This window comes from Pseudomonas sp. S3_C06 (assembly GCF_054667675.1).
The window spans coordinates 914,749-927,035 of sequence record NZ_CP162747.1; the positions used below are offsets into that span (position 1 = coordinate 914,749).

General features: G+C 59.8%; 8 protein-coding genes. 1 reads left to right on the plus strand and 7 read right to left on the minus strand.

The genetic code is table 11. From position 1 onward, the window contains the following. Positions 1-213 precede the first annotated feature (213 nt). From AB4N44_RS03895 to tpx, 5 genes are all read right to left on the minus strand, one after another. Positions 214-1,686, minus strand: coding sequence for an efflux transporter outer membrane subunit (locus AB4N44_RS03895; protein WP_127928006.1), 1,473 nt, complete (start codon positions 1,684-1,686; stop codon positions 214-216). Then, positions 1,683-4,790, minus strand: a complete 3,108-nt coding sequence (locus tag AB4N44_RS03900) for an efflux RND transporter permease subunit (RefSeq protein WP_150752265.1) — start codon at positions 4,788-4,790, stop codon at positions 1,683-1,685. The genes AB4N44_RS03895 and AB4N44_RS03900 overlap by 4 nt, the downstream gene beginning before the upstream one ends. A 145-nt stretch (positions 4,791-4,935) precedes the next feature. Continuing rightward, complete coding sequence (locus AB4N44_RS03905; RefSeq protein WP_160040339.1) at positions 4,936-8,037, minus strand: MdtB/MuxB family multidrug efflux RND transporter permease subunit; 3,102 nt, start codon at positions 8,035-8,037, stop codon at positions 4,936-4,938. After that, positions 8,034-9,341, minus strand: coding sequence for an MdtA/MuxA family multidrug efflux RND transporter periplasmic adaptor subunit (locus AB4N44_RS03910; protein ID WP_160040342.1), 1,308 nt, complete (start codon positions 9,339-9,341; stop codon positions 8,034-8,036). Before AB4N44_RS03910 ends, AB4N44_RS03905 begins: the two co-directional genes overlap by 4 nt. Before the next feature lie 185 nt (positions 9,342-9,526). Continuing rightward, positions 9,527-10,027, minus strand: a complete 501-nt coding sequence (gene tpx, locus AB4N44_RS03915; protein ID WP_460110142.1) for a thiol peroxidase — start codon at positions 10,025-10,027, stop codon at positions 9,527-9,529. A gap of 337 nt (positions 10,028-10,364) precedes the next feature. Between tpx and AB4N44_RS03920 the strand changes: the two genes are divergently transcribed. After that, positions 10,365-10,790, plus strand: coding sequence for a YciI family protein (locus AB4N44_RS03920; RefSeq protein ID WP_122597854.1), 426 nt, complete (start codon positions 10,365-10,367; stop codon positions 10,788-10,790). Between the two features lie 112 nt (positions 10,791-10,902). On the opposite strand, the gene AB4N44_RS03925 is transcribed toward AB4N44_RS03920, so the two are convergent. Further along, on the minus strand, positions 10,903-11,112 hold the full coding sequence (locus tag AB4N44_RS03925; RefSeq protein ID WP_127928012.1) for a cold-shock protein: 210 nt from the start codon (positions 11,110-11,112) through the stop codon (positions 10,903-10,905). A gap of 676 nt (positions 11,113-11,788) precedes the next feature. Further along, positions 11,789-12,166 carry a DUF6124 family protein gene (locus tag AB4N44_RS03930; RefSeq protein WP_460110140.1) on the minus strand — a complete coding sequence of 126 codons (378 nt, stop codon included), beginning with the start codon at positions 12,164-12,166 and terminating at the stop codon, positions 11,789-11,791. Positions 12,167-12,287 lie beyond the last annotated feature (121 nt).

Consider the following 12,287-nt stretch of genomic DNA (forward strand, 5'->3'; position numbering starts at 1 on the left):
TGACAAAGTAAGCAATTGGCCATCAAGCCGATGAAACGCTTGTTCGATCGTCCGACAAGGCTCTGGCCCGGCGCTCACGCCTTTACACGATCGTTCCCACGCTCTGCGTGGGAATGCCTCAGCGGACGCTCTGCGTTCGGCTCTGGATGGGACGCGGAGCGTCCCGGGCTGCATTCCCACGCAGAGCGTGGGAATGATCAGTGAAGCCAGCCTTCAGCGGGTGTTATCGCTGACATCCAGTTGCCCATCCCAACCGCCGCCCAGCGCGGCAATCAATTGCACGCTGGCAATCAAGCGGCTTTGCAGAATGTTCAGCACGCTGCGCTCGTTACTCAACGCCGTGGCTTGCACCACCACCACATCGATGTAGGCAATCAGCCCGGCCTTGTACTGGTTTTCCGTCAGGCGCAGGGAGTCGCGGGCAGCATCGAGGGCTTCCTGGCGCACCGCCGCTTCATCCTCGTAAACCTTGAGCTGCACCAGATAGTTTTCCACCTCGCGGAAACCGTCGAGCACGGTCTGGCGGTACTTGGCCACGGTCTGGTCATACACCGCTTCGGTACGATCGACTTCCGCCGAACGAATGCCGCCGTCGAACAGCGGCAGCGCCAGTTTCGGCCCGACCGACCAGAAGCGGTTCGGCAGGCTGATCAGGTTCTGCGAGGTACTGCTGCTGTAACCGCCGCTCAGGCTCAGGCTCAGATCCGGGTAATACGCTGCTTTGGCCACACCGATGTTGGCGTTGGCGGCGATCACCGAACGCTCCGCCGAAGCGATGTCCGGGCGCCGTTCCAGCAACTGCGAGGGCAAGCTCAACGGCACCTGCGGCAGCTTGGGAATGGTCTGCACTTCAGCAATGTTGAAATCCGCCGGTGCTTGACCGGTCAGTACGGCAATCGCATTTTCGAACTGCGCGCGTTGCCAGATCAGGTCAACCAGATCGGCCTGGGTGCTTTTCAGTTGCGTCTGCGCCTGGGCCACCGCATCCCGCCCGGAAACGCCCGCGCGGTATTGGTTCTGGGTCATTTTCAGCGAGCGTTCGTAAGCGGCAACCGTGGCTTCGAGCAGCCGTTTCTGCTGATCGATCACCCGCAATTGCAGGTAGTTCTGCACCAGCTCCGACTGCTGACTCAGACGCATCGCCGCCAGATCGGCAAAACTGGCTTGGGCGCTGGCCTCATCAGCCTCAAGCCCACGGCGCAACTTGCCCCACACATCGGCTTCCCAACTGACGCCCAGTTCAGCGTTGTAGGTATCACGGATGCCGCTGGAGGAACTGCTCAGACTCGAACTGCTGCTGCCGGTGCCTTGGCTGGAGCGGGTTTTACCCAGGCTCAGATCGACACTCGGGTAAAACGCCCCGCGAGCGCTGCGCACCAAAGCCTGCGCTTGCCGGTACTGGGCTTCCGACTGCGCGACGGTCTGGTTGGCATTGTTCAGGCGTTCGATCAAGCCGTTGAGCTGCTGATCGCCGTACAACTCCCACCACGCACCCCGGGCCAGCGAGTCGCTCGGGTTGGCCTGGGTCCAGCCCTCGGCTTCCTTGTACTGGGCAATTTCAGCGGTCTGCGGACGCTGGTAGTCCGGGCCGACAGCGCAGGCACTGAGCATCGCCACGCACAGCGACAGGCTCAGCAGACGCGAGCCGCGCACAGTGGCCAGATTGAAAAGCGAACGGTCAGTCATAGCGGAGTTTCCAGAGCGGCGTCAGTACGCACGCCACGCCATTTGTTGAAACGATGGCGCAGCTTGTCGAGATAGAGGTAAACCACAGGCGTGGTGTAAAGCGTCAGTACCTGGCTGAAAATCAGTCCACCGATGATGGTCAAACCGAGCGGCTGGCGCATTTCCGCGCCTTCGGCCCGGCTGAGCAGCAACGGCAAGGCACCGAGAATTGCTGCCAGCGTGGTCATCAGAATCGGCCGCAGGCGTTGCAGGCAGGCGCTGCGGATCGACTCCAGCGGCGACAGGCCTTGATGACGCTCCAGTTGCAACGCGAGGTCGATCATCAAAATGGCGTTTTTCTTCACCACGCCAATCAGCAGGAACAACCCGAGCAACGAGATCAGGCTGAACTCGCCGCCCAGCGCATAGATCGACAGCAACGCGCCGACACCGGCCGACGGCAGGGTCGACAGAATCGTCAGCGGGTGAATGTAGCTTTCATACAGCACGCCCAACACCAGATACACCGCCAGCAACGCACCCAGAATCATGAACGGCTGGCTCTTCTGCGTCGCGGCAAAAGCGTCGGCGGTGCCGGCCATTTTCGCGATGACGTCTTCCGGCAGGCCGAGCTTGGCAATCGCCCGCTCGATGGCAGCACTGCCCTGCTCCACCGTCACGCCTTCGGCCATGTCGAAGGAAATGTCTTCGGAGGCAAACTGGCCTTCGTGGCTGACGCGGTCGTCCTCCAGGCTGTTTTCGTAATGAGCGAAGGTCGACAGCGGCACCCGCGCACCGTCAGCGGTGATCACCTGCACCTGCTTGAGCGTCACCGGGTCCTGGGCGTATTTCGGATTGACCTCCATCACCACCTGATACTGGTTGAGGCTGTCGTAGATCGTCGAAATCTGCCGCTGGCTGTAGGCGTTGTTCAACACCGAGGTAACCATGTCCATGTCGACACCGAGGCGTTTGGCCTGATCGCGGTCGACAATCAGCGTCACTTGCTGGGCGCCTGCTCCCTCTCGGGCGTCAATGGCCGTCAACTCCGGCAAGGCCCTTAACGCGGTAACCACTTTCGGGTACCACTTGCGCAACTCGCTCAAATCACCGCTTTGCAAAATGTAGCTGTACTGCGAGGTGGTCTGTTCGCGGCCGCCGCCAAATTGCAGATCCTGATCCGCCATCAGCATCAATTGTGCACCAGGGACCTTGGGCATTTCCTTGCGCAGGCGTTCGATGACCTTTTGCGCATTGAGCTGGCGTTCCTTGATCGGCTTCAGACGTACCAGCATGAAGGCGTTGTTGGTGCCGTTGCTGCCACCGATGAACCCGGCGACGCTTTCCACTGCTTCGTCCTTGAGCACGGCACGGCGGAAGATTTCCATTTTCGGCTGCATCACACTGAACGACAGGCCGTCGTCACCGCGCACGAAACCGATCAACTGGCCGGTGTCCTGCTGCGGCATGAAGGTTTTCGGCACCACCACGTACAGCGCGACGTTCACGCCAACGGTGATCAGCAGACTGAGCAAGGTCAGACGACGATGGCGCAACACCCAGTCGAGGCTGCTGGCGTATTTGCCAACCATCCAGTCGTTGGTGCGGCGGCTCCAGCGTTGCAGACGGTTCTCCTGCCCCGGCGTGTGCGGCTTGAGCCAACGGGCGCAGAGCATCGGCGTCAGCGTCAGGGAAACCACCAGCGAGACGACAATGGCTGCCGCCAGGGTGATGGAAAACTCACGAAACAGGCTCTCGACGATGCCGCCCATGAACAGAATCGACAGGAACACCGCGACCAGCGAAACGTTCATCGACAGCAAGGTGAAACCGACTTCCTTGGCCCCGAGGTACGCGGCCTGCATCGGTTTGACGCCTTCGTCGATGTGCCGGGAAATGTTCTCCAGCACCACGATGGCGTCGTCCACCACCAGTCCGGTGGCGAGAATCAGCGCCATCAGCGACAGGTTGTTCAGCGAAAATCCGTAGAGGTACATCACCGCAAAGGTGCCGACCAGCGACACCGGCACGGCCAGTGTCGGAATCAGCGAGGCGCGGAAGTTCCCAAGGAACAGGAACACCACCAGAATCACCAGTGCCACGGCAATCAGCAGCGTCATCTCTGCTTCGTGCAGGGTGGCCTTGATCACCGGTGAGCGGTCCATGGCCAGATTCAGCTTCACGCTGGCCGGCAACACGGCTTGCAGGGCCGGCAACTGCGCTTTGATCTCGTTGACCGTCTCGATGATGTTGGCGCCGGCCTGACGGTTGATCACCAACAGCACCGCCGCGTCATCGTTGAAGAAACCGCTGTTGTAGCGGTCCTCGACACCGTCGCTGACCTTGGCCACGTCCTTGAGGCGCAACGCCGCGCCGTCGGCATAGTGGATGATCAGTGATTCGTAATCCTTGGCTTTTTCCAGTTGGTCATTGGCCTGGATCTGCCACAAGCGCTGACCGTCCTCGACCGAACCTTTTGGCCTGCGCACGTTGGCATCGGCGATAGTCTTGCGCACATCGTCGAGCGCCACGCCGTACTGGTTCAGCGCTTGCGGTTCGAGTTCGATACGCACCGCCGGCAGTGAACTGCCGCCGATCTGCACTTCGCCAACGCCCTGCACTTGCGAAAGGCTCTGCGAAAGAATGGTCGAGGCCAAATCGTAGAGCTGGCCTTTTTCCAGCACATCGGAGGTCAGCGACAGCACCATGATCGGCGCTTGCGACGGGTTGACCTTTTTGTAGGTCGGCATGCTGCGCATACCGCTCGGCAGCAGGTTGCGCGACGCGTTGATCGCCGCCTGCACTTCCCGCGCGGCGCCGTTGATGTCGCGGTCGAGGTCAAACTGCAGAATGACCCGGGTCGAACCCTGACTGGAACGGCTGCTCATGGTGTTGACGCCGGCAATCGCGCCGAACGAGCGCTCCAGCGGCGTGGCCACGGTGGACGCCATGACCTCCGGGCTGGCACCGGGCAGGCTCGCCTGCACGACGATCACCGGGAAATCCATTTGCGGCAGCGGCGCCACCGGCAGCAGGCCGAAGCTGACACCGCCGAGCAGCATGATCGCCAGGCTCAGCAGCATCGTCGCCACGGGACGCTTGATGAAAGGACCGGAGAGGTTCATCGAACGCGATCTCCGCCTTCACCGCAGATCCCTGTGGGAGCGAGCCTGCTCGCGAATGCAATCTTGTATTCAACAATGATGTTGCCTGATAGGCCGCTTTCGCGAGCAGGCTCGCTCCCACAAGGGATGTGTGATGCTCGCGAAGTCATACCGACACCTCTTCAGCATCCGCATTGGTCTTGCCAAAGCGTCGCCCGAGGCGGTCGAAGTACAGGTAGATCACTGGCGTGGTGAACAGCGTCAGCACCTGGCTCACCAGCAGACCGCCGACCATCACCAGACCCAGCGGCTGGCGCAATTCAGCCCCGGAACCGGTGGCGAGCATCAACGGCACCGCACCAAACAGCGCCGCCAGCGTGGTCATGAGGATTGGCCGGAAGCGCAGCAGCGCGGCCTGATAGATCGCCTGCTCCGGCGCCATGCCTTGGGTGCGTTCAGCATCGAGGGCGAAGTCGATCATCATGATCGCGTTCTTTTTCACGATACCGATCAACAGGATGATGCCGATGATCGCGATCATGCCCAGGTCATTGCCACTGAGCAGCAACGCCAGCAAGGCACCGACCGCCGCCGACGGCAAGGTCGAGAGAATGGTGATCGGGTGAATGTAGCTCTCGTAGAGCACGCCCAGCACGATGTACATGGTCACCACCGCCGCCAGAATCAGCAGCAAGGTGCTCGACAACGAGGCCTGGAAGGCTTCGGCCGCACCCTGGAACTGGGTCTGCACGCCAACCGGCATGCCGATGTCTTTCTGCACCTGCTCGATAACGTCGACCGCATGCCCCAGCGCTACACCGGGCGCCAGGTTGAATGACATCATCACCGCCGGGAACTGGCCGATATGGGTGATCGCCAGTTGCGCCTGACGTTCTTCCACATGGGCCAGGCTCGACAGGCGTACCTGCGCGCCATCGGTGGTCTTGACGTGAATCTGGTCCAGCGCCTGCGGGCCGATCTTCTCCCCGGCCTGAGCTTGCAGTACCACGCGGTACTGGCTGGCCTGGGTGTAAATCGTCGAAATCTGGCGCTGGCCAAAAGCGTCGTACAGCGCATCGGTGATGTTCGCCACCGAGACGCCAAGGCGTGACGCCGCATCGCGGTCGATCACCAGATACACCTGCAAACCCTTGTCCTGCAAATCACTGGCAACGTCGGTCAGTTCCGGACGCTGGGCCAACGCTTCGACCAGACGGCCGCTCCACTGGCTGAGCAGTTCGGAGTCCGGCGAGGACATGCTGAACTGATATTGCGTGCGGCTGACGCGGTCCTCGATGGTCAGGTCCTGCACCGGCTGCATGAACAGACGGATACCGACCAGTTTGTCCAGTTGCGGTTGCAGGCGCGCAATCACTTCAGTGGCGCTCAGATCGCGATCGCCGTGGGGCTTGAGGTTGATCAGCAAGCGCCCGCTGTTGAGCGTGGCGTTATCGCCGTCGACGCCGATGTAGGACGACAGGCTCTGCACCGCCGGATCTTCGAGAATGATTTTCGCCAGTTCCTGTTGACGCTCGCCCATCGCCGCGAAGGAAATCGACTGCGGCGCTTCGGAAATGCCCTGAATCACCCCGGTGTCCTGTACCGGGAAGAAGCCCTTTGGCACGACCATATAGAGGAACACGGTCAACGCCAGTGTGCCGATAGCCACCAGCAGGGTCAGCGGCTGATGCTTGAGCACCCAGCGCAGCATCCGACCATACTCGGCGATCATCCAGTCGATGACAGCACCGCTGGCACGGTAGAAACGGCCCTGCTCATGTGCTTCCGGCTCACGCTTGAGCAAACGCGCGCACATCATCGGCGTCAGGGTCAGCGAAACCACCAGGGAAATCAGGATTGCCACGGCCAGGGTGATGGCGAACTCGCGGAACAAGCGCCCGACTACGTCCGCCATGAACAACAGCGGAATCAGTACCGCGATCAGCGACAGGGTCAAGGAGATCAGGGTGAAGCCGATCTGCTTGGCGCCCTTGAGCGCGGCTTGCATCGGGCTGTCGCCCTCTTCGATGAAGCGCGCGATGTTCTCGAGCATGACGATGGCGTCGTCGACCACAAAACCGGTGGCAATGGTCAGGGCCATCAGGGTCAGGTTATTCACCGAGAACCCGGCCAGGTACATCACGCCAAAGGTGCCGATCAGCGACAGCGGCACCGCCACCGACGGAATGATCGTGGCACTGGCGCGGCGCAGGAACAGGAATGTCACCATCACCACCAGGGCGATGGCGATGAGCAGTTCGTGCTGGACGTCGGTGACCGAGGCGCGGATGGTCTGCGTACGGTCGGTCAGCACAGTGACATCAAGGCCGGCCGGCAGGTTGTCGGTGATGCTCGGCAGCAGCGCCTTGATGCGGTCAACCACTTCGATCACGTTGGCACCCGGCTGACGCTGGATGTTCAGCAATACCGCCTGATTCTGGTTGGCCCACGCGGCGAGGCGCTCGTTCTCGGCGCCGTCGACGATTTCCGCCACGTCCTTGAGCCGTAACGGCGCGCCGTTCTTGTAGGCGAGAATCAGATTGGCGTAGTCCTCGGGCGAGGTCAGTTGATCGTTGGCGTCGAGCATCGACACTCGGGTCGGGCCGTCGAAGTTGCCTTTCGGCTGATTGACGTTGGAAGCGCCGATCAAGGTACGCACGTCCGACAGGTTCAGGCTATTGGCGGCCAACGCTTCCGGGTTGACCTTGATGCGCACGGCCTGGCGCTGACCGCCGGCAATGCTGACCATGCCGACGCCGCTGATCTGGGCGATTTTCTGCGCCATGCGCGTATCGACCAGGTCATTGAGTTTGGGCAGCAGCATGGTTTTCGAGGTGATCGCCAGGGTCAGCACCGGGGTGTCCGCCGGGTTGACCTTGTTGTACACCGGCGGTGCTGGCAAATCGGTCGGCAGCAGATTGGTCGCGGCGTTGATCGCGGCTTGCACCTGCTGTTCGGCGACGTCCATGTTGATGTCGAGGCTGAAACGCAGGGTCAGCACCGACGCACCGCCGGAACTGGTCGAGGCCATTTGCGTCAGGCCAGGCATCTGCCCGAACTGGCGCTCGAGTGGCGCGGTCACGGCACTGGTCATCACGTCCGGGCTGGCGCCGGGATACAAGGTCATGACGCGGATGGTCGGGTAATCGACCTGTGGCAACGCCGATACCGGCAGCAAGCGATAAGCGATCAGGCCGGCCAGAACAATGGCCAGCATGCTCAGGGTGGTAGCTACCGGTCGGAGGATGAACAGCCGCGAAATGTTCATGCGCCCTTCTTGGCCTTGTCAGTGACCGCAGCGTCTGGCGTCTGGGCGGCGGACTTGCCTTGCAGGTGTTCGGTCGGGGTGGTTGGCACTTTATTGCTGTCGTTGACCACTTCCACTTCACTGCCTTCTTTCAGGCGGTCAGTGCCTTCCAGTACCACGCGGTCGCCAGCGGCCAGACCTTCAGTGACCACGGTGTTTTCGCCATCACTGGCGCCAATCTTCAGTTGGCGAATAGTGACTTTCTTGTCGCCATCCAGCGCATAGACGAAGGTGCCGTTGGTGCCGAACTGAATCGCTGCCGACGGTGCCAGTACCACGCCTTTCAGCGTGTCAGCGAGCAAGTGCACGTTGACGAACTGGTTGGGGAACAGCGCCTGATCGCGGTTTTCGTAGCGGGCCTTGAACTTCAGGGTGCCGGTGGCGACGTCGATCTGGTTGTCGAGACTTTGCAGTACGCCGGTGGCTTGCAGTTTGGTGTCGCCGCGATCCCACGCTTCGGCCGGCAGCTTGGCGCCGCTGCGATAACGCGCAAGCACGGTTTCAAGGCTGTTTTCCGGCAAGGTGAAAGCCACACTGATCGGTTGCGTCTGGGTGATCACTGCAAGGAAGGTGGTGTCGTTAGCGGTAACGAGGTTGCCGACGTCAACCTGACGCAAACCGACACGGCCGGCAATCGGCGCGCGGATCTTGGTGAATTCGAGATTGAGCTTGGCGTCGTTGACCGCGGCCTGATTGGTCTTGACCGTGCCCAGATACTGGCCGACCAGTGCTTCGGCGGTGTCCAGCGTCTGTTTGGCGATGCTGTCCTCTTTGTACAGACCGCGATAACGCTCGACGTCGACCTGGGCGTTTTTCAGTTGCGCCTGATTCTGCAGCAACGTGCCTTCAGCCTGCAGCAAGGCGTTCTGGTATGGACGTGGATCGATCTCCGCCAACAGGTCGCCGGCCTTGACCATCTGCCCTTCTTCGAAATTGATTTTCACCAGTTCGCCGCCCACCCGGCTGCGCACATTGATGGTGTTCAGCGCCGTCACCGTACCCAGCGCTTTGTAGTACAGCGGAAAGTCGCCGGTGACCGCCGGCGCCACGCGCACCGGAATCGGCCCGGCGCCGCCACCGAAGCCCGGCCGCATCATTCCCGAACGCCCGGTGTGCCCGGCTGCAGCCTTGTCAGCGCCCTCCTTGTGGGCTGAACCGGCGGGCCAGAATTTCCAGCACAGAACGGCGATCACCAACAAGACAAGCAGGCTGATCAGCCAGCGACGGGAATTACGGGGGGACGATTGCATGGAGTGATTAACCATTGGGCGCGTGGGCTTCTATTACGGGAGGCTGAACGATAAGCACTGATGGGGAATTAGCAAAGCAGCTTTACCGGCAATTTACTTACACCTTACGTTTCAAGGTGTGAGGCAAAACACTGATACACAAATGAAAACGGCCTGGACAGGGCCAGGCCGTTAACAATTGTAAAGCGTTGTGGCAGAGCTTACTTGAGGACGGCCAGAGCAGCGTCGTAATTAGGCTCTTCCGCGATTTCGTTGACCAGTTCGCTGTGCAGCACGTTGTCGTTTTCGTCCAGAACCACCACGGCACGGGCGGTCAGGCCTTTCAGCGGGCCGTCAGCGATGGCCACACCGTAGTTCTCGATGAACTCGGCGCCGCGCAGGGTCGACAGGTTCTGTACGTTTTCCAGGCCTTCAGCGCCGCAGAAACGCGCTTGGGCGAACGGCAGGTCAGCGGAGATGCACAGCACCACGGTGTTTGCCACTTCGTTGGCCTGAGCGTTGAACTTGCGCACGGAAGTGGCGCAGGTCGGGGTGTCGACGCTTGGGAAGATGTTCAGCACTTTGCGCTTGCCGGCGAAGTCTTTCAGGGTCACGTCGGACAGATTGCCGGCAACCAGAGAAAAGGCTGGCGCCTTGGAACCGGCTTGTGGCAACTGGCCGTTGACTTGAACCGGATTGCCTTTAAGGGTGACTTGAGCCATGACTTGAGTCCTTCTGATGTTTTGATTGGAAAGCATGCAAGAGGCCGAAGTTAACCACGAAATGTTTCAAGCACCTATGCCCTTTGATGAAATTGTTGGGTGCCTGCGCGAAAAATTGTATACAAAACTACCGCTATTCCCACTGTGGGAGCGAGCCTGCTCGCGAAGGCGCTGGATCAGTCAGCATAAATGTCGAATGTGACGACCTCTTCGCGAGCAGGCTCGCTCCCACATTGGATTCTGTGGTGTTACTGGTCTTTTATTTAGGATCCCTGTCGATTCACCGCTGGCTCGTTCGACTAAACAACGAATCCCCACAATCCTCGGAGTCACCGCCATGCGATTCATGATCCTTGTCAAAGCCAGCGCCGATTCGGAAGCCGGCATCATGCCCAGCGAAGAACTGATCACCGCGATGGGCAACTTCAACGAAGAGCTGGTCAAAGCCGGCATTCTCATCGACGCCGACGGCCTGCACCCGAGCAGCAAAGGTGCGCGTGTGCATTTCTCCGGTGACAAACGCACGGTCATCGACGGGCCGTTCATCGAGACCAAAGAACTGGTGGCGGGTTACTGGATCTGGGAAGTGAAATCGAAAGAAGAAGCCATCGAATGGGTCAAGCGCTGCCCTAACCCGATGCCGGGCGAGTCCGATATTGAAATCCGCCAGATATTCTCCGCCGAAGACTTCGGCGCCGAATTCACCCCCGAAGCACGTGCGCAAGAAGAACGCGTTCGCGAACAAGCCAAGAAAAACAGCTGAACCGGACATCCCATGTAGGAGCTGCCGAAGGCTGCGATCTTTTGATCTTGTTTTTCCAGATCAAACATCAAAAGATCGCAGCCTTCGGCAGCGCCTACAAAAGCAGTGATATTCAGATCGCCTGGATATTTGAAGCTGCCAGTCCTTTGGCCCACTGCGTAATCCCGAACGCAACCCTCTGGCCTTCTTTTAGCGTTTTAACTTCACTGGAACTAATCGCAGAAACGTGCGCATACAGATCCTCGCCCCCTCCATCTGGTGTAATAAAGCCGAACCCCTTTCCATCGTCGAACCACTTCACTGTTCCCGTAACCGTATTCATATTCGTCTCCTTTCATTTTTTTCGCGCATGCCAGATTTCTGCGCGTCACCCAGCAATCAAACGCCTTCCCTCTCACCACGACAACTGTCAAACCTGACAGGGTGTAAATATCACCAGTACTCACGTCAACTTCCAACCCGAACGCTTTAGTACACGCTCTTCTTGATGGTTTGATCGTTCCCACGCTCTGCGTGGGAATGCCTCAAGGGACGCTCTGCGTTCCAGCTTGCGAATTTGACGCAGAGCGTCAAGGGCTGCATTCCCACGCAGAGCGTGGGAACGATCATTCAAGAGAGATCAATTCTTGAGTTCGACGTGATCCAGGGCTTGATTCACCGCGAGTTCACCCAGCATTACGATTTGTCTTGATCGTTCCCACGCTCTGCGTGGGAATGCCTCAAGGGACGCTCCGCGTTCCAGCTTGCGGATTAGACGCAAATCGTCAGGCACTGCATTCCCGTGCAGAGCGTGGGAACGATCATTCAACAGAGATCAGTTCTTGAATTCGACGTGATCCAGGGCATGATTCACCGCGAGTTCACCAGCATTACGATTTGTCTTGATCGTTCCCACGCTCTGCGTGGGAATGCCTCAAGGGACGCTCCGCGTTCCAGCTTGCGGATTAGACGCAAAGCGTCAGGCACTGCATTCCCGTGCAGAGCGTGGGAACGATCATTCAAGAGAGATCAGTTCTTGAGTCTACGTGATCCAGGGCTTGGTTCACCGCTAACTCCCCCAACATGACGACCTGTGCGATCCCCAGTGCAGTCTTGCGGTGCGAGGTTTCCAGCGATGCGGCGAAGTTGATCAGCATTTCGCTGGCCGAGCCGAGGGTTTCGCTGGCGTTGGCGAGCAGGGATTCGGTGTTGTACCTGGGATTGGCGAGGTACATGGGTTCCGGCTCGTTGGCGCTGGACATGATGGGGGCGGAGGGGTTGAGGTAGAAATCGAGGGCGCGGTCGGCGGCTTCGTGGAGTTTTTTGCTGTCGACTGAGGCGTAGGGGGATGTAGTGTCGGCGTCTGATTCTGGGGGATTGGGTGTTGGTTTTTTCATGGTGTAACTCCACTGGAAAGTTGGAGCTGCCCCATTCGGTTTCCGGACGAAGAGGTGGCAGCTGTACGCAGGTTGGAAACCCGGGCAGCGGCGACCCGGTCGACCCGAAGGTCTCCCGCGC